The sequence below is a fragment of the Phytohalomonas tamaricis genome, from assembly GCF_003012345.1.
GTDB lineage: Bacteria > Pseudomonadota > Gammaproteobacteria > Pseudomonadales > Halomonadaceae > Phytohalomonas > Phytohalomonas tamaricis.
Window position 1 is genome coordinate 912,112 of record NZ_PVRV01000020.1, and the last position, 17,079, is coordinate 929,190.

At 55.9% G+C, this 17,079-nt stretch carries 19 protein-coding genes; 12 read left to right on the forward strand and 7 right to left on the reverse strand.

The genetic code is table 11. From position 1 onward, the window contains the following. Positions 1–62 precede the first annotated feature (62 nt). The gene (locus C3Z11_RS09585) at positions 63–500 is read left to right on the forward strand and encodes a hypothetical protein (protein WP_106477678.1); all 438 of its coding nucleotides are present in this window, start codon (positions 63–65) and stop codon (positions 498–500) included. Positions 501–585: 85 nt separating this feature from the next. Here C3Z11_RS09585 and C3Z11_RS17185 read toward each other — a convergent pair whose 3' ends face one another. Beyond that, positions 586–2,241, reverse strand: coding sequence for a methyl-accepting chemotaxis protein (locus C3Z11_RS17185; protein ID WP_317450662.1), 1,656 nt, complete (start codon positions 2,239–2,241; stop codon positions 586–588). Between the two features lie 203 nt (positions 2,242–2,444). Here C3Z11_RS17185 and C3Z11_RS09595 point away from each other — a divergent pair, with 203 nt between their 5' ends. After that, positions 2,445–2,993, forward strand: a complete 549-nt coding sequence (locus C3Z11_RS09595; RefSeq protein ID WP_394810202.1) for a lipocalin family protein — start codon at positions 2,445–2,447, stop codon at positions 2,991–2,993. 8 nt (positions 2,994–3,001) lie between these two features. Here C3Z11_RS09595 and C3Z11_RS09600 read toward each other — a convergent pair whose 3' ends face one another. Further along, positions 3,002–3,586, reverse strand: coding sequence for a TetR/AcrR family transcriptional regulator (locus C3Z11_RS09600; protein WP_106477679.1), 585 nt, complete (start codon positions 3,584–3,586; stop codon positions 3,002–3,004). A 161-nt stretch (positions 3,587–3,747) separates the two neighbouring features. Here C3Z11_RS09600 and C3Z11_RS09605 point away from each other — a divergent pair, with 161 nt between their 5' ends. The 9 genes from C3Z11_RS09605 (at position 3,748) to C3Z11_RS09645 (ending at position 10,656) form a co-directional block, all read left to right on the forward strand. After that, complete coding sequence (locus tag C3Z11_RS09605) at positions 3,748–4,074, forward strand: DMT family transporter (RefSeq protein ID WP_106477680.1); 327 nt, start codon at positions 3,748–3,750, stop codon at positions 4,072–4,074. A 1-nt stretch (position 4,075) separates the two neighbouring features. Further along, positions 4,076–4,390, forward strand: a complete 315-nt coding sequence (locus tag C3Z11_RS09610) for a DMT family transporter (protein WP_106477681.1) — start codon at positions 4,076–4,078, stop codon at positions 4,388–4,390. 126 nt (positions 4,391–4,516) lie between these two features. After that, entirely contained in the window at positions 4,517–5,542 is a 1,026-nt protein-coding gene (locus tag C3Z11_RS09615; RefSeq protein ID WP_106477682.1) for a succinylglutamate desuccinylase, read from the forward strand. Between the two features lie 304 nt (positions 5,543–5,846). Then, positions 5,847–6,617 (forward strand): ABC transporter ATP-binding protein, encoded by a 771-nt coding sequence (locus tag C3Z11_RS09620; protein ID WP_106477683.1) that lies wholly within the window; start codon positions 5,847–5,849, stop codon positions 6,615–6,617. A 54-nt stretch (positions 6,618–6,671) separates the two neighbouring features. Continuing rightward, positions 6,672–7,373: an ABC transporter permease gene (locus tag C3Z11_RS09625; protein WP_106477684.1), complete on the forward strand. Its 702-nt coding sequence runs from the start codon at positions 6,672–6,674 to the stop codon at positions 7,371–7,373. A 2-nt stretch (positions 7,374–7,375) separates the two neighbouring features. Then, positions 7,376–8,107, forward strand: coding sequence for an ABC transporter permease (locus tag C3Z11_RS09630; protein ID WP_262927321.1), 732 nt, complete (start codon positions 7,376–7,378; stop codon positions 8,105–8,107). A 30-nt stretch (positions 8,108–8,137) separates the two neighbouring features. Then, entirely contained in the window at positions 8,138–8,926 is a 789-nt protein-coding gene (locus tag C3Z11_RS09635) for a transporter substrate-binding domain-containing protein (protein WP_106477686.1), read from the forward strand. A gap of 101 nt (positions 8,927–9,027) precedes the next feature. Beyond that, complete coding sequence (locus C3Z11_RS09640; RefSeq protein ID WP_106477687.1) at positions 9,028–9,813, forward strand: transporter substrate-binding domain-containing protein; 786 nt, start codon at positions 9,028–9,030, stop codon at positions 9,811–9,813. 63 nt (positions 9,814–9,876) lie between these two features. Next, on the forward strand, positions 9,877–10,656 hold the full coding sequence (locus C3Z11_RS09645) for a transporter substrate-binding domain-containing protein (protein ID WP_106477688.1): 780 nt from the start codon (positions 9,877–9,879) through the stop codon (positions 10,654–10,656). Between the two features lie 176 nt (positions 10,657–10,832). On the opposite strand, the gene C3Z11_RS09650 is transcribed toward C3Z11_RS09645, so the two are convergent. The 3 genes from C3Z11_RS09650 to C3Z11_RS17065 all read right to left on the reverse strand — a co-directional run bounded on the left by C3Z11_RS09650 (position 10,833) and on the right by C3Z11_RS17065 (position 13,629). Further along, positions 10,833–12,308: a carbon starvation CstA family protein gene (locus C3Z11_RS09650; protein ID WP_106477689.1), complete on the reverse strand. Its 1,476-nt coding sequence runs from the start codon at positions 12,306–12,308 to the stop codon at positions 10,833–10,835. Between the two features lie 206 nt (positions 12,309–12,514). After that, entirely contained in the window at positions 12,515–13,468 is a 954-nt protein-coding gene (locus C3Z11_RS09655; protein WP_106477690.1) for an alpha/beta hydrolase, read from the reverse strand. A 29-nt stretch (positions 13,469–13,497) separates the two neighbouring features. Further along, a complete protein-coding gene (locus tag C3Z11_RS17065; RefSeq protein ID WP_262927322.1) occupies positions 13,498–13,629 on the reverse strand; it encodes a hypothetical protein in 132 nt (43 codons plus the stop codon). Here C3Z11_RS17065 and C3Z11_RS09660 point away from each other — a divergent pair. Then, positions 13,628–14,677, forward strand: a complete 1,050-nt coding sequence (locus C3Z11_RS09660; protein WP_106477691.1) for an FAD:protein FMN transferase — start codon at positions 13,628–13,630, stop codon at positions 14,675–14,677. The two genes, C3Z11_RS17065 and C3Z11_RS09660, sit on opposite strands and share 2 nt — an antisense overlap. Positions 14,678–14,707: 30 nt before the next feature. On the opposite strand, the gene C3Z11_RS09665 is transcribed toward C3Z11_RS09660, so the two are convergent. Both C3Z11_RS09665 and eat read right to left on the reverse strand, forming a co-directional pair. Beyond that, positions 14,708–15,424, reverse strand: a complete 717-nt coding sequence (locus C3Z11_RS09665; RefSeq protein WP_106477692.1) for a type 1 glutamine amidotransferase — start codon at positions 15,422–15,424, stop codon at positions 14,708–14,710. A gap of 33 nt (positions 15,425–15,457) precedes the next feature. Next, a complete protein-coding gene (gene eat / locus C3Z11_RS09670) occupies positions 15,458–16,897 on the reverse strand; it encodes an ethanolamine permease (RefSeq protein WP_106477693.1) in 1,440 nt (479 codons plus the stop codon). Positions 16,898–17,079: the final 182 nt, after the last annotated feature.

Consider the following 17,079-nt stretch of genomic DNA (forward strand, 5'->3'; position numbering starts at 1 on the left):
ACCTGTCGGCACGACACGTTCAGATTGACCTACAGACTCATTTGCAAGAGAACACTTCATTCATGGCTTTGAACCTCAAACATACTGTTATTGCCCTGGCAGCCGCCCTTCCTCTCACGTTGGCAGGGTGCTCGGATAGTGCGCCCGGCAAGAGTGAGGTCAAGGCGGCCATGGAAGCGACGCTGAATCAGCAGATCGACCAGCTCAAGGGACTGGCCGCACAGCTTGGCAACGATGAGCAGAAAAATGAGCTCGATAAGCTGCAATTCCAGGTCGATCTCGACAAGGTCAGTGACTGCAAGAAAAATGATGCTGACGCGCAGGATGACCAGCAGGGCCAGAACGGCGAAGAAGGTCAGGCCAGTGAAGAATCTCAGGCTGATCAGGAACAGTGGACCTGTCACGTCACCGGCAAGATTACCGTCGATCAGGAAACCCAGAATATCGATGACGATGTAACCCTGATCAAGAATGACGATGGTCAGTGGATAGCGCAGTAATCACTTCACGGTGCCGCTGGCACGATTGAAAACCAACAAGGGATGACCATAACGGTCATCCCTTGTCGTTTACTGCCTTTGAGCGTCAAGCCGTGACGCTATCCTCGGCGTCAAGCTTGAAACGTCCTACGGTTTCACGCAGGTGGCGAGACTGGTCTTCCAACGACCCTGCCGCTGCTGCAGCTTCTTCCACCAATGCTGCGTTCTGCTGCGTGACCTGATCCATCTGCGTTACCGCCTCATTGACCTGCTCTATTCCCGTGGTCTGTTCAGCGGAAGCGGCCGATATTTCACTCATCAGATCGGAAACGCGCTGCACGTGACTGAGCACTTCCTGCATCGTGCTGTCCGCTTCATCAACCAACGCCGAGCCAGCTTCGACCTGGCTGGCAGAGGCCGCGATCAATGCCTTGATCTCCTTGGCAGCATCAGCGCTGCGACTGGCCAGCGAGCGCACTTCACCTGCAACGACGGCAAAGCCACGGCCCTGCTCTCCGGCACGAGCGGCTTCCACCGCAGCGTTAAGGGCCAGCAGATTGGTCTGGAAGGCAATCCCGTCGATCAAGGAAATGATGTCTTCAATCTTGCGTGAGCTTGTGGTGATGTTCGACATCGTCTTGACCACACGCTGCACCACGTCGCGTCCCTGCGAGGAGGTCGTTGATGCCTGCGCCGCCAGATGGCTGGCCTGGCGCGCGTTATCGCCATTCTGACGCACGGTGGCAGTCAACTGTTCCATGCTTGCCGCTGTTTGTTCAAGCGATGCAGCCTGTTGTTCGGTACGTGATGACAGATCGTTGTTACCTGCCGCGATTTCACGTGCGCCGACATCGATTGATTCACTTGCCTGACGAATGGTGAAGACAGTTTCAATCAAGCTGTCACGCATCTGGGCGATGTTGAACATCAGGCTCGACTGATCGTTTTTGGTCAGCGGAATATGCACGCCCAGATCACCCTCGGCGATACGCCCTACAATCCGGTTGGCCTCAAAAGGTTCACCTCCAAGGCTGCGTGAGATATTGCGGATCAACAATGCCATGACTACGGTGACGATCCCGCCAACGGCTAACAGCAGCAAGCAGTAGCGTATCAGATTGTCGATAAAGGCACTGGTGATGTCATTGACATAGACACCGGCAGAGAAGTAGGCATCCCAGGGCGCAAAAAGGCTGACGTAGCTGAGCTTGGGATAGATCGCGTCGCCTTCAGCAGCGCGTGACACATATTCAACGAAACCTGCCCCGTTGCGCTTGGCTTCGCTCACCAGCTCTTGATAAACCGCCGTGCCGTTGTCGTCCTTGTAGGTTGACATGTCGGTGCCGCGTTCACGACGTGGATGGTTCAGGATGTGTGCCTGACTATCAAAGCTAAAGACATAATTCTTGTTATCCGCACCGAAACGGATACTGTTGATCATGTCGAATGCGCGTTGTTCAGCTTCCGCCTTGGTCAATTCACCTGTCTCCACCCGTGCGGCGTACTCTTGCACAATACCGGTCGCCAGATGGACGACGTTTGAAAGACTTTCCTTGCGCTCATCGAACATCTGAGTGCGGCTCTGCAGGGCAAGACTGAAAACGATGGCGATCATGCCGACCCACATCAGCGCCAAGCCCATCCACAGTTTCTTGCCGATAGTCATGGGCGGTTTTTGTTCGGCCTTGGCGGTACGAAACATCGCCTTCTTTCTTTTGTGGGAGACGGGGGCGGCCTTGACGACCATTGATGGCGTGCTCATATCTCAATTCACTCTATGCAGGCAGGCCTGCTATCTGATCGGAAAGATGCCAGACCACCTTCATCGTAGATGATCCATTAACGCTCTTAATCGGCACGATAGCGTTAAGCTTGAGATAATGATGCACCATTCAGGCAACTTTTGACTAAATTCAAGACATAGAAGTGATGAACACGTAATGCATTGGCGAACAGGGAGACGTTATGCCGGATATAGCTGATTTGAAAGGAATGCTTGGCGGGCTCGTTACCGCCATGGGTGGTCATACCGATATTCCCAGCGGCACCGCGCCTATCGAAAAATTGGATGTCGAGCGCTATCTCGGCACATGGTATGAAATTGCCCGCCTCGATCACAGCTTCGAGCGTGGTTTATCCTGCGTCACGGCAACTTATGAGGCACGTGCCGACGGCGGCATCAAGGTCATCAATCGTGGCTATGACACGCAGAAAGAGGAATGGGACGAAGCCGAAGGAAAAGCCTATTTCGACGATAAGCACAAGCCTAACGGCCGCTTGAAAGTATCCTTCTTCGGCCCCTTCTATGGGGGTTACAACATCCTTTATCTTGATGAAAGCTATCGCCATGCCCTGGTAGCCGGGCCGAGTCATGACTATCTATGGATACTGTCACGCACGCCGACCATGGCAGAGGCTGACTTTACCGCTTTAGTCGACTTCGCTCGCGATAAAGGCTTCGATGTGGACGGACTGATCATGGTCGACCATGAATCGTCCTGCCCTGCCCACTAATTACCTTGTTACCTTGAGGGTGTGACGCCGGCCCAGAAGATGCTCCATGCATCGTCCTGGCGGCGTTCCAGCTCTTCGCGCGGATAGAGAAAGCTTTCAGTTAAAAGACCGTCACTCAGGCAATAGAACGCTGCGATAAAGGTCCGCTCGTTCATTTCACGAATCGCACCGCTATTTCTGGCCTGTATGAATAAACTGCGCAACCCTGCATCAATATGCGCCTCGCTTCTAGCATTGATAGCGGTGATCGCTGGCTTGAGCGACGAGGGAGGAAACAGCATGAAGCGTTTGTAAAGGATGCCTTTATGGGCCTGGAAGATGAACGCATTCAGATCGGTCAGCAGGCGATAAAGTCGTGTCTCGATGTCTTCTTCGCGGTGCTGAGCCAGGCTGGCATCGAAACGATCAATGATTTCGTTTTCGACGTGCTCGACCAGCGTCAGAAACAGGACTTCCTTACTGGCAAAATGGTTGTAGAGCGAAGGTTTCTTGATACCCACCTCAGCGGCAATCTGTGCAAGTGTCGTTCCCTCGTAGCCGTGCTCGGCAAATAATCTGAGGGCTGCGGCCTCGATTTTATCCCTTGTCTGCATGGGCTCCTGTCCACCGTTGCGTTTCTTTCATTTTCTGCCGCCTATCCTAGCGATTATCGCAGGCTGCGTCGTCCGATTGCCTGACACCGCACGTTACACTATACTCCGTCAATCTAACTAACGGTCGTTAGTTATTGATTACACATGGACAGGGACGCGTCATGACGAGATGGTGGTTACTCATACCGGCTGCGCTGGTCGAAGTGGGCTGGGCCGTTAGCCTCAAGTATGCCGACAGTCCCGGCATGTGGCTGCTGGTCGTGGTGCTGGTAGCCATCAGCCTGACGCTTGCCATTCAGGCCTCCAAGGTACTGCCGGCCAGCACCGTCTATACGCTGTTTGTCGGCCTTGGCACTACCGGTACGGTGGCCGTCGACATGCTGTTTCTTGATGCCCCCTTCCGCTGGGCGACGATCGCCCTGATTGCGCTGTTACTGACCGGCATCGTCGGGCTCAAAGTCGTCAGCAGCCGGGATGGAGAAGATTAATATGGCATGGCTAGCACTGATCGTTTCCGGGCTGTTTGAGATCGTCGGCGTCGCTGGTTTTGAACGCTTCAGTCGCGGCCGCCCCGGCGCCGGCTTGCTGTTGTTGACGTTGGGCTTCGGCACTTCGCTTACGCTATTGTCATTTGCGATGCGCAGCATCGATCTAGGCGTTGCCTACGCCGTCTTTACTGCCATCGGCACGCTGGGCAGCACCACGTTAGGCATGCTGCTCTGGGGCGAATCTCGTCGGCCAGCCCGGCTGTTTTTCGTCGCCTTGATCGTCGTTGCAGTAATCGGGCTGCGCCTGGTGAGCTAGCGTGCCCAATCGTATGTAACATTTTTATGCAATGATCGTGTTTTTTCGCGTTGACGACGTCCCAACTTGTCTTGTGTCGCGGCTGCGTTATCGTCTTGGCATCACTTCACGCTGGAGCCATCGCTGATGCTCGACGCTTGGCTGGACATTACGCTCGATTCTGAAACTTTCGATAGTGAACCCAACGCTTCGCAGCGCGGGCGCGTGCCCGGCGGGCGTTATCACATCATTGCGCCGGGAGTGCTTGAGCTGGTACCTGATCGCCGCGTGAGCGATAGTACCGTCAGCGTCATTTCTGCCGGCATTCACGGCGATGAAACCGCGCCGATCGAACTTCTCGGTGACGTACTGGCCCGTCTTGAGGCTGGCCTTTACCCGCTCGGTGCGCCTGTGCTCTTGATTCTCGGCAACCCGCCGGCGATTAAGCAAGCGACACGCTATGTCGACACCAACCTTAACCGCCTGTTCAAGCGCGATGTATCGGGCAACAGCGACGAGCATCGCCGCGCCCGCCTGCTGATGCAGGAAGTGGAAGCATTTTTCGACCGTCACGACCCCGAGCGGAATCGTCCGCGCCTGCATTACGACCTTCACACCGCAATCCGTACCAGTCGCTATCCGCGCTTTGCCGTCGAACCCTTTGCAGCAGCCCCCACACTAGCCGAGCAGTGGCAATTATTGGCGGGCGCAGGAATCCAGGCCGTGCTCTCCCAGCACACCCATAGTTGGACGTTTTCGCATTTTTCACGTCATTATCTTGGCGCACAGGGCTTTACGCTGGAACTGGGGCAGGTCGCCCCTTTCGGCGCTAACGATCTCGCTCCATTGGTGCCGATGCGCAAACTGCTCGAGGCGTTACTTGCCGGTAGACCTGCTCGCCAGACACCCGCTGAATCGATGGCCTTTTTCACTGTCGTCGATGAGCTGATACGCGAATCATCCCAGTTCGAGCTGTGCTTTCCTGACGATACCGCCAATTTCACGGCGTTTGCGCCGGGCACCGTGCTAGCTCGTGATGCCAAGGCCGGAGTGTATCGCGTGCCAGACAATACGCCGCTTTGCGTCGTCTTTCCCAATGCCCGTGTAGAAACGGGCGCCCGTGCCGCGTTACTGGTGCATCCCGTAGCGCCACCAGCAATACCACAGCCTTGAAGCCACAGCGGTCAAATCGCCGCTGACAATAGTGCTATAACAACAACAGGAGTCATCTTTATGACGAGCATCATCCCTCCAACCAGCGCCTCAATTGCCAGTCCAGCACAATTCCGTCACACGCTTTGTAGACGTAAGCTACTTTTCGCGGCACATTACGCCCCCTGATTGCCATTCTTTTTGCTAATGGGGCATTCGTTTTACACATAAGCGACATGCGCCCTGCTAGAATGTGCCACTTTTGCGTGCCGGAGCGCCCGGCATCGATGTGAACGGCGTGCCATACCGCAGGAGTTTCCGACTCATGGCCGACAAGGCAATTCCTCTTGAAATCAATGATCTGCATAAGCGTTTCGGTGACAACCCTGTATTGAAGGGATTGTCACTCAAGGCGCACAAAGGCGACGTCATTACCCTGATCGGTGCCTCGGGTTCCGGCAAGAGTACGTTTTTGCGCTGCATGAATCTGCTTGAGCTTCCTGACGCAGGCGAGATTATCGTCCACGGCGACCCGATTCTGTTCAAGCAGACCCGCCAGGGTCGCGAGCCTGCAAACTGGAAGCAGGTTGAGCTGATCCGCTCGCGGCTGTCGATGGTGTTTCAGAACTTCAATCTGTGGGCGCACATGACGCTCCTGCAGAACGTTGTTGAAGCGCCGATCCATGTGCTGGGCATCTCCAAGGAAGAAGCGCGTGAGCGTGGCATGGCCCTGCTTGGACGCGTCGGGCTGGCTGAGCGTGCCAACTACTATCCTGCCCAACTCTCCGGCGGTCAGCAGCAGCGTGGTGCCATTGCCCGCGCTCTGGCGATGGAGCCCGAGGTGATGCTGTTCGATGAGCCGACCTCAGCGCTTGATCCGGAACTGGTCGGCGATGTGCTGCGTGTCATGCGCGAACTCGCCGACGAGGGACGCACCATGGTCGTGGTCACTCACGAAATGGATTTTGCCCGTGATGTGTCAAGCCAGGTGATGTATCTGCATCAGGGCTTGGTCGAGGAAGCCGGGCCGCCCAGTGAAGTATTGCTCAACCCTCAGTCCCCCCGGCTAAAACAGTTCCTGGCGCCGAACCGCTGACACAACGCTGATGACAACAATGATGTCCCGTATACCTTTCATGGGGAACGAGAGATGATCGATCTCCACGGCTATGGCCCCCGCTTGTTCGAAGGTGCTCTTCTTACCTTCGAAGTTGCGGTACTTTCTGTAATATTGGCGCTGCTGCTTGGCCTGGTAACGGCTACCGCCAAGCTCTCGCGCTCACGCCTTCTGCATGCCTTTGCCACGCTTTACACCACGGTGATTCGTGGCGTGCCGGATCTGGTACTGATGCTGCTTCTTTTCTACGGCGGCCAGATCGGCATCAATGCCTTTACCGATTGGCTTTATGACGCTTTCGGTATCGATATTTTCATCAATATCAACGCTTTCGTTGCCGGCACGATCACCATTGGCATCATTTTCGGCGCCTACATGGCCGAAACGTTCCGCGGCGCCTTTCTTGCCGTCGACGAAGGACAGCTCGAAGCCGCGCGTGCCTACGGCATGAACAGCTGGAAGATTTTCAAGCGAGTTCACTTTCCACAAATGATGCGCCATGCGTTGCCGGGGCTTGGCAACAACTGGATGGTATTGCTGAAAACCACCGCGCTGGTGTCCATCATTGGCCTCGCCGACATGGTCAAGATCGCCGATGAAGCGACCAAGGCCGAACATGCGCCCTTTTTGTTCATGCTGCCGGTAGCGGTGGGCTATCTGGCTATCGCCAGTGTCTCGGAGCTGTTCTTCAAGTGGCTGACCAAGCGCTATAACGTTGGCTTCGGGGAGACATGAGCGTGGAACAACTATTGCAAACCATCGCGGGCTACCTCAACGGCAATGACATTTTCACTGTCAACACGCTGGGCATGTACTGGGATGGCTTCGTCAATACCGTCCAACTGGTATTCATATCGCTTCTGATCGGGCTTGCTCTCGCTGTACCCCTGGCCATTGGCCGTGGCTCACCGCTTAAGCTCGTCAGCAAGAGTATCTGGCTTTACACCTATATATTTCGCGGCACACCGCTGCTGATTCAGCTCTATCTAGCCTACTACGGTTTCGCCTTCGTGCCCGGCATTCAGGATTCCTGGCTGTGGTTCTTCGTCCAGGACCCGCTTTATCCGGCGCTGTTCGCCTTCACTCTCAATACGGCCGCCTACACCACTGAAATCTTCCATGGCGCGATCAAATCGACGGCCAAGGGCGAAATCGAAGCGGCTCGTGCTTTTGGCATGTCGAAGGCCATGATGATGCGCCGTATTATCCTGCCGAGCGCCTTCAGGCGCGCACTGCCAGCCTACGGCAATGAAGTCATTTTCATGCTCCACGCCAGCGCGATCGCCAGCGTAGTAACAATCATGGACCTGACCGGGGCGGCGTACTACGTCTACTCGCGCTTCTACGCGCCCTTCCCGGCCTTCATCTTTGTTGCGTTCATCTATATGGCTTTGAGTTTCTCGATTCAGGGATTTTTCCGCCATCTCGAAAAACGTCTGCTGGTGCACCTGAAACCTAATAATCGATAACTTCTTCTAGCGGAACCGCTGAGGGTCGAAATGAAAAAGACAATACATATCCTCTCTGCCGTACTTGCCTGCACAACATTACTGCCTCAGGCCGCCAGTGCCCGCGAGGGAGAAAATGTACGGATTGCGGTCGACGTGCCTTATACGCCCTTTGAGTATCGCACCGCCGATGGCAAGCTCACAGGCTTTGAAATCGAACTCGGCGATGCGCTGTGCGCCGAGGCCAAGCTCAAATGCAGTTGGGTCGAACAAAGCTGGGACGGCATTATCCCGGGACTTTTAGCGCGCAAGTACGATGCTATTCTGTCGTCAATGTCGATCACGCCGGAGCGTGAGAAGCAGGTGCTGTTCTCCGAGCCCTACTACTTGACGCCAAGCATATGGGTTGCCCGCAAGGACAGTGCTATCGATATCGACGACAAGGCCTCGCTGAAGGGATTGACAGTCGGTGTTCAGCGCGGTGATATCCGCGATAACTACCTCAGCGAGTTCTACGCCGACACCCTGACCATTCGCCGCTACGCTACCGCCGAAGACGTTGCTACCGACTTCGAGGCCGGCCGCCTCGATCTGGCGATGATGGATTATCCAGTGGCACTGGAAACGCTGAATTTTCTTTCACCTGACAGTCCCTATCAGCAGGTCGGACCAGGCATTCGTGAACCCGAGCGTATCTTCGGCAAAGGCGCAGCGGTCGCGTTTCGCAAGCGGGATAAAGAGCTGGCAGAGAAGTTCAATCAGGCGCTTGAAACCGTCAAGCAGGACGGTACCTACGACCGGCTGATGAAGAAATACTTCGATTACGACATCAAGATTTGATATACGGCATTTCAGACATAATCGAACCGAAGAGTCAGTGCGACCTGAACTGTGTCATGCGTTACAAAGCACGACGTTCCCAATGTAAGCAGGAGTGTGTGATGAAGAAACTACTGGCCGTCACGCTGCTGGGTGCAGCACTCACCGCAACCGCTGCGCAAGCACGTGACAATGACACCGTCCGCATCGGCCTCAACGTGCCCTACGAGCCGATGGAGTACAAAACGGCAAGTGGCGAGCTGACCGGCTTTGATGTCGAACTCGGCAATGCGCTCTGTCAGCAGGCCAGCATGAACTGCCAGTGGAACGAGCAAGCCTGGGACAGCCTTATCCCCAGCCTTAAATCACGCAAGATTGACGCCATCATGTCAGCGATGACCATCAATGATGAGCGTCGCAAGCAGCTTTTATTCTCTGAACCGTATCTGGTGCAACCTTCAGCCTGGTTTGCGCCCGCCGACAGCGCCATCACCGCCACGTCACCCGAGGCACTCAAGGGCAAGCGCATTGGCGTGCAGCGCGGTACCCTGCAGGATAACTACGTCACTGATGAGTACGCCGATGCCAACATCAAGCGCTACGCGACTGCGGACGATATTGTAATTGATATCGAGTCAGGTCGCCTTGATCTCGCCTTCCTTGATTACCCGATCGGCAAGACCACGATGCTCGATCAGGAGGACAAACAGTTCAAGACCGTCGGTGAAATGGTATCTGAACCGAAGAAATATTTTGGTGATGGCTTCGGCATCGCTTTTCGTCAACGTGATACGACATTAGCCGAGAAATTCAACGCCGCCCTTGATGAACTAAAAGAAAACGGTACTTACGACCAGTTGGTCATCAAGTACTTCGGCGAAGCAGCACTAGAGGCGGCCAAACCGTAACTGGTAAAACGCGCGGTTGCCGAAAGAAACGCAGGCCATTCGTATAACAATAGAGGATTGAAGATGAAAAAATTATTGACCGTATCCCTGCTCGGCGCCGCGTTGGCCGCCTCCGGCGCACAGGCGCGCGACTACGACAGCATTCGCATCGGTGTCGATGTTCCCTACGAACCGATGGAGTACAAGCTTCCTGACGGCACGCTGACCGGTTTTGACATCGAACTCGGCAATGCGCTGTGCCAACAGGCCGAGATCAAGTGCCAGTGGATAGAGCAGAGCTGGGACGGCATTATTCCCGGCCTGATGTCGCGCAAGTTCGATGCCATCATGTCATCAATGACCATCAATGATGAACGCCGCAAGCAGTTGCTGTTCTCTGAACCGTACCTGACACCGCCCTCCGCCTGGTTTGCACCGGGTAACGCTGCAAGCGGAACGCCCGATAAGCAGAGTCTTAAAGGCAAGAGCATCGGCGTACAGCGCGGTACGTTGCAGGATAACTATGTCACCGACCTGTACGGCGATGTCGCCGAGATCAAGCGCTACGGTACGGCCGATGATCTCGTCGTCGATATGGATGCAGGCCGTCTCGATATCGCCTTCCTCGACTATCCGATCGGCAAGACCACAATGCTCGACAGCGACGCCAAGGACTACAAGATGGTTGGCGAACCCATCACCGAACCGAAGCAGTATTTTGGTGAAGGCTTCGGTATCGCCTTCCGTCAGCGCGACGAGGAACTGGCCGAGAAATTCAACACCGCCCTCGAAACGCTGAAGGACAACGGCACCTACCAGCAGCTTCATGATAAGTATTTCAGCGTCGACGATACCAGTAAATAGCAATATCGGTCTGACACGCGGTATGAAGCAAGCTAATGCAACAACAGAGGGCGGCCCAATGGGCCGCCCTTTTTTTCTGGTACTACCGCTTTTTTTGCTACTGCTGCGACTTCGCTAAACGGCACTACATCAGGTCCGCTGTACCGCTAGCGTCTCCGCTCATATGGCCGCAAGAATTAGCTGATCGCCTCGGCTGACGCTGTATTGCGTGGCGTGTAACCCACGGGAACCACCGGCTCGTCCACTGCAAAAATGCCTCCTGAAAGGCGGCGTACCCGCTTCATGAACAGCGCGATGCACAAAAGGGTTGCGAGTGCCGCGACAACATAGCTGATCTGCATTGAAAGCCCCAATCCAATTGGCGCATAGGCGATATAGGTAAATGTCGCCATGGTCATGAAGACCGCCGGTATCGAGGTAATCCAGTGCGGTTTGCGCGCCAGTACCAGATACATGGTTCCTACCCACAGCGCGATAACTGCCGTGGTCTGGTTGGCCCAGGAGAAATAGCGCCACAGCAGAGTGAAGTCCATCTTGGTCAACGCGAACGACAGCACGAATAGCGGTGCTGCGATCATCAGACGCTTGGCAATAGGACGCTGATCGATCTTGAGATAGTCAGCAATGATCATGCGCGCGCTGCGAAACGCCGTGTCACCTGAGGTGATCGGCAACACGATGACACCCAGCACCGCCAGAGTACCGCCGATCGCACCCAGCATTTGCGTCGATACAGCGCTGACCACTGCTGCCGGGCCACCGTTCGCCAATACGGCGGACAGGCTGGTATCGCCATGGAACAAACTCATGGCCGCCGCCGCCCAGATCATTGCGATAACGCCTTCGGTAATCATCATGCCGTAGAAAATCTTGCGACCGTTCTGCTCATTTTGCGTGGTACGCGAGATGATCGGCGTCTGGGTAGCGTGAAAACCCGACAGCGCGCCACAGGAGATGGTCAGAAACAGCAGCGGGAAAATCGGTGCATTCTGCGGATGCATGTTGGTCAGAGAAAGCTCAGGGATCGGCGCCCCCGTTACCACCAATCCGATACCGATGCCTGCCGCGCTGAACAGCAGCAATGCGCCGAAATAAGGGTAGATGCGGCCAATTACCTTATCGATCGGCAGCAGCGTGGCCACCAGATAGTAGGCAAAGATCGCCGCGACAATAAGCAGCATGTTAAACGGTGTGATACTCGCCAGCAGCGCTGCAGGCGAGGTCACGAAGACCGTACCAACCAGCAGCAGCAGCAAGATGGCGAAGAAGTTGACCACATGCTTCATTGTCTTTCCGAGGAACTTACCCGCCAGTTGCGGCAGATGCGCGCCGTGATTGCGAATCGAGATCATCCCGGTGAGGTAGTCATGCACCGCCCCGGCAAAGATACAGCCCACCACAATCCATAAAAACGCCACAGGGCCGTACAGGGCGCCGAGGATCGGCCCGAAGATCGGGCCAACACCGGCAATATTTAGCAGCTGAATCAATGAGTTGCGTTTTGTATTCATCGGCACATAGTCGATGCCGTCCTGCATCGCATAGGCCGGCGTCTTGCGCTTGTCATCGAACTTGAATACACGCTCGACAAACTTGCCATAGGTAAAATACCCCAGGACAAGCAGCGCGATAGCGGCAATAAATGTGATCATCTCGACCCCCAAGGATACGCATGATGGCCCCAGGCAGGACGGCGTCGGCACAACAGGAGTTAATCGCGCTTGCCGGACTGTCGTACCTGCCTGAGGAAATTGACTACTAGGTGATGGAGGCCACTCCAGACGTGAAGTGGTATGGGAGGAGCTTACGGAAAGTTACTGACCATGCCTGCTAGACCTTGGTGTAAACGACCAAAGTCTTAATCTGCTTTGAGTGCTCGGCGAAGCCAGTTACCACACTGTGCCATCAGCTGATCGGCTTGCGGATGTTGACCCGCGCGGCGCATGAAACCGTGAATCATGCCGAAATAGCGCGTCGATACGGTAGGCACGCCAGCCTGTGCCAGCCGTTCAGCAAGACGCTCGCCCTCATCACGCAGCGGATCATATTCAGCACTTATGACCAGTGCCGGTGGCAAACCTGCAAGGTCGTCGCGCGTGAGCAGCGTATTGAAAGGATGGTCGCGCTCACTGTCGTCACCAAGATATTGATCGATGTACCAGTCACGGGCCGGACGGGTAAATCCATACCCTTGCGCGTTTTCTGCCACTGAAGGCAGGCCATCGCGGGAAAAATCGACCATCGGATAGATCAGACACTGCCCTTTTAAAGCCGGTCCACCTTCCTCGCGAGCGCGCAATGCGGTAATTGCCGCTAATCCTCCACCAGCACTGTCACCGGCCACAGCAATACGCGCCGTGTCTCCGCCCCATGTTTCGCCATGCGAGGCGATGAACCGTAGCGCGGCAAGGCAGTCATCCGGCCCAGCGGGGAAAGGGTATTCCGGAGCCAGCCGGTAATCTACCGACACTACCAGAGACTTCGATTCGCGGCACAGCACGCGGCAAAGCATGTCGTAGTTGGCAATACTGCCGACCACAAACCCGCCGCCGTGAAAGAATACCGTCATTGGTAGCGTCTTCATGCTGCCATGGACGGTAGGGGTATAAATACGCAGCGGTATATCACCACGCGGCCCCGGTGCAGCAGCGTCTTCGACCCGGGCTACTGCGACGTGCTCGGTCGTCATGCGGCGCATATTGGCCGCATCCAGTGCAATACGGATATCGGCGGGTGCCAGAGAGGTAAAATCTGGCCCGGGTTGTGCGGCGTCAGCATCAAGCCATTGTTTGATGAGCGGGTCGAGCGGCATTGATGTCTCCTGTCAGTTGGCCGTATCGCTTACAAGACTAGGCGCCCGGCAACGTACTCGCTAGCTTGGCATACCGCGTCGTAAACCCGCACAATAGCGACCAGCAAGGGCATCCAGCCATGTTCATCTTCAGTAATGACCTCATCATAGAGGCAAATCATGCGTCAGCTTTCTTTTACCTATCGCTCAATTACCCTGCTCGGCGCCGCGCTCGTCGCTACGTTGCTCACCGCCTGCGAACGCACGCCCGAATTATACAAGGCCCAGGGCGAAGCTCAGGGCACCAGCTATCACATCACCTACTGGCGTGACGGCGATGTTGATGAACAGGCCATCGCCGCCGACGTCATCACCACCTTCAAGCAGATCGACAAGGCAATTTCGACCTACCGTGACGACTCCTGGCTAGCCGAGTTCAACCACAACCACAGCACAGACTGGCAGCAGGCGCCGCCAGAAGTGATAGAACTGCTGGGGATTGCCGCCACTGTTCATCAACAATCTAACGGTTGCTACGATCCGACCATTGCCCCGCTGTTTTCGCTGTGGGGATTTCACGATCACAATTTTCATGTTCCCAATGCCGACGTGATCGCCACGATCCTTGCCCATGTTGGCCTTGAACACGTTCAGGTCGACGCCGAGCATCAGCGCATTCGCAAGGACCTGCCCGAACTGTCCATCGACCTCTCCTCCCTCGGTGAAGGCTACACGATCCGTCGCCTGAGCGAGCAGCTTGAGGCCCGCGGCGTGACTGATTATCTCGTCGAACTGGGCGGCGATATGAAAGTGCGCGGGCACAAGCCCGGCGGTGAGAAATGGCGCGTCGGCATCGAAAGTCCTGTGCCCGATCGCATCGAGGCGCAAAAGATCGTCACTATCGAAGATGAATCCGGAGTCTCACTCAACACATCAGGCAGTTACCGGCGTTACTTCGATGATAATGGCAATATCTATAGTCACATCATCGATGCACGTACCGGTCGGCCGACGACGCATACATTAGTCTCCGCTTCGGTATTCGGCGTCGACCCCGCCGTCAGCGACGCCTGGGCGACAGCGATGCTCTGCCTGGGCGAGCAGGAGGGTTTAAAGGTCGCCCGCGCCCAGCAACTGCCGATTTATTTTATCGAAAAGCAAGACGATGATTTTAAAATCACGCTGAGCCCAGCGCTCGAAACCTCAACGCGTATCGGTTTCGAGCACTGAGCTTCATTTACCAACACTCACTGCCAAGCGTCAGGCTATCCCGGCATCTTGACGCATGAAGTTGACGATCCAGCGCGCCATCACGGCATCATCGACCGCAGCGGACAACGAGGCCAGACCTTCACGGCGACGGTGATCGGGCAAGGCCTCACCACGGCTGGCCATCAGATCGGCGCTGCACGCCTTGGAAAACTCCGGATGGCCCTGCACGCCAAGAAAGTGCTTACCGTACTGGACCATGTAATGCGGGCAGAAGCTGCTCTCGGCCAGTACTTCGCCACTTTGAGGTAGCGTCATCACCTGATCCTGATGACTGACCACCAGATCAAGGCCTTCCTGCCACGGCGTCATCCATTCCTTGCGTCCATTGACACGGTTGAACGATATCCCGATGCCCCAGCCGCGAGGGCTACGCACGACGCTGCCACCTAGCGCCTGAGCGATTGCCTGATGACCAAAGCATATCCCGACCAGCGGCTTCTCCGCCTCCCATAGCTGCTGAATGAAGCCGAACAGATCGGCCATCCACGAGTGGCTCTCATACACGCCCGCCTTGCTGCCAGAAATCAGCCAGGCATCGGCCTCCTCCGGGCTGCCCGGCAGAAACCCGTCATGAACCCGCCAGGTCGTGAACTCAAGAGTAGGATCAACACTCTGCAGCAACCGCGCATAGAGCTCGGGATAGTTGCCGTAAGCCTCACGCAGCGGCGGGGCCAGATCATCACATTGCAGCAATCCAATTCGCATGGTGTGTTCCGCTATATAGGTTCTAACCAACATTCATTTCAGCTCTGCCTCAGCGCGGGCGATCGCTTCGAACTCTTCCTCTGGCGCCTGAGCGACCAGCCGCTTACGGCTATAAAAGCCGAAGTAGGCGAGCATGATTGCGTAAAACAGCGCCGACCATAGCGCAGCTTGAACGCTGACCACGAAGGTCGAGATAAAGGCGATGATGGCAAGCACAAAGGCAATCCCCGACGTCAGCGTGCCGCCCGGGGTACGGTAAGGACGCGCCAGGCTCGGCTCACGCTTGCGCAGCAGAATGTGCGAGAGGGTCATCATCGCATACGAGATCGTCGCGCCGAACACCGCCATGGTGATCATCAGATCGCCCTGCCCGGTCAATGAAAGCAAGAATCCGATCACGCCGGGCACGATCAGTGCCAGGTAAGGCGCACGTCGCGTACTGGTCACCGACAGTGCACGCGGCAGATAACCAGCGCGAGAAAGTGCAAAGACTTGGCGCGAATATCCAAAGATGATCGAGAAAAATGAGGCAATCAGTCCAGCCAGACCCACAAGGTTGACGAATCCTGACGCCCAGTTGCCCTCACCGTAAACGGCAGCAAGCGCATCGACAAGCGGTGCATCGGACTCACTCATTGCTTGGGCACCAGCACCGCCTGGCGTCAGCAACAGCACGCCGGCGGCAAACACTAGCAGCACGATCATGGCAGTAATGATTCCTCTTGGCATGTCGCGGCCCGGATCGCGTGATTCCTCGGCGGCCAACGGTACGCCTTCTACAGCGAGAAACAGCCACATTGCAAAGGGCAGCGCGCTCCATATTCCCATATAGCCCTGCGGCAGGAAGGCCGAGGCACCGGTTGCCGCGTCATTGACCGCCATGTCAAACAGATTGGCACTGTCAAAATGAGGCAACATGCCGAGCATGAAGACGATGATCGCAAGTACTGCCAGTGCCGTAATGCCCATCATGATCTTCAACGCCTCGCCCGCACCCCACAGGTGCAGGCCGACAAAGATAACGTAGAACACGGCGTAGACCAGCGGTCCATCGACGCCGATCAGCGAGTTGACATAACCGCCAATAAAGATCGCGATGGCCGCCGGGGCAATGGCGTACTCGAGCAGAATCGCGGTGCCGGTGATATAACCGCCCCACGGCCCCATAGCACGACGCGCAAAACTGTAGCCGCCGCCTGCGGTAGGCAGCGAGGAGGAGAGTTCGGCCAGCGAGAAGACCATGAAGGTATACATGATCGCCATTAGAATAGTGGCAATCAGCATGCCACCGAAGCCACCAGCCGCAAGGCCGAAGTTCCAGCCAGCATAGTCACCGGAAATCACGTAGGAGACGCCCAGACCGGCCAGTAACCACCAGCCTGCCGCGCCCTTCTTGAGCTGACGCTTCTCGAGATAATCTGCATCAACGGATTCGTAGCCAACGCTTTCGCTGGCGGTATGCTTGGTTGCCATGTCATTCAACTCCGGTTGTTTTTATTCAATCAGACATGTCGGGAATCGCGCCATCATGGGCCGGTTTCCCTTGGTACTTTAGCCTTTCCCGTTACCATCATGCCAAGGCGCTTGGCTTGAGACGAGCGAATTATCACGGCGACCATCATCCCTCACGACATTCCCACGCCTAATAAAGCAGG

Excerpts from the sequence above, each read along its gene's own strand:
- C3Z11_RS09585 (WP_106477678.1), top strand. The coding sequence starts at position 63 with ATGGCTTTGAACCTCAAACATACTGTTATTGCCCTGGCAGCCGCCCTT.
- C3Z11_RS17185 (WP_317450662.1), bottom strand. The coding sequence starts at position 2,241 with ATGAGCACGCCATCAATGGTCGTCAAGGCCGCCCCCGTCTCCCACAAA.
- C3Z11_RS09595 (WP_394810202.1), top strand. The coding sequence starts at position 2,445 with ATGCCGGATATAGCTGATTTGAAAGGAATGCTTGGCGGGCTCGTTACC.
- C3Z11_RS09600 (WP_106477679.1), bottom strand. The coding sequence starts at position 3,586 with ATGCAGACAAGGGATAAAATCGAGGCCGCAGCCCTCAGATTATTTGCC.
- C3Z11_RS09605 (WP_106477680.1), top strand. The coding sequence starts at position 3,748 with ATGACGAGATGGTGGTTACTCATACCGGCTGCGCTGGTCGAAGTGGGC.
- C3Z11_RS09610 (WP_106477681.1), top strand. The coding sequence starts at position 4,076 with ATGGCATGGCTAGCACTGATCGTTTCCGGGCTGTTTGAGATCGTCGGC.
- C3Z11_RS09615 (WP_106477682.1), top strand. The coding sequence starts at position 4,517 with ATGCTCGACGCTTGGCTGGACATTACGCTCGATTCTGAAACTTTCGAT.
- C3Z11_RS09620 (WP_106477683.1), top strand. The coding sequence starts at position 5,847 with ATGGCCGACAAGGCAATTCCTCTTGAAATCAATGATCTGCATAAGCGT.
- C3Z11_RS09625 (WP_106477684.1), top strand. The coding sequence starts at position 6,672 with ATGATCGATCTCCACGGCTATGGCCCCCGCTTGTTCGAAGGTGCTCTT.
- C3Z11_RS09635 (WP_106477686.1), top strand. The coding sequence starts at position 8,138 with ATGAAAAAGACAATACATATCCTCTCTGCCGTACTTGCCTGCACAACA.
- C3Z11_RS09640 (WP_106477687.1), top strand. The coding sequence starts at position 9,028 with ATGAAGAAACTACTGGCCGTCACGCTGCTGGGTGCAGCACTCACCGCA.
- C3Z11_RS09645 (WP_106477688.1), top strand. The coding sequence starts at position 9,877 with ATGAAAAAATTATTGACCGTATCCCTGCTCGGCGCCGCGTTGGCCGCC.
- C3Z11_RS09650 (WP_106477689.1), bottom strand. The coding sequence starts at position 12,308 with ATGATCACATTTATTGCCGCTATCGCGCTGCTTGTCCTGGGGTATTTT.
- C3Z11_RS09655 (WP_106477690.1), bottom strand. The coding sequence starts at position 13,468 with ATGCCGCTCGACCCGCTCATCAAACAATGGCTTGATGCTGACGCCGCA.
- C3Z11_RS09660 (WP_106477691.1), top strand. The coding sequence starts at position 13,628 with ATGCGTCAGCTTTCTTTTACCTATCGCTCAATTACCCTGCTCGGCGCC.
- C3Z11_RS17065 (WP_262927322.1), bottom strand. The coding sequence starts at position 13,629 with ATGATTTGCCTCTATGATGAGGTCATTACTGAAGATGAACATGGCTGG.
- C3Z11_RS09665 (WP_106477692.1), bottom strand. The coding sequence starts at position 15,424 with ATGCGAATTGGATTGCTGCAATGTGATGATCTGGCCCCGCCGCTGCGT.
- eat (WP_106477693.1), bottom strand. The coding sequence starts at position 16,897 with ATGGCAACCAAGCATACCGCCAGCGAAAGCGTTGGCTACGAATCCGTT.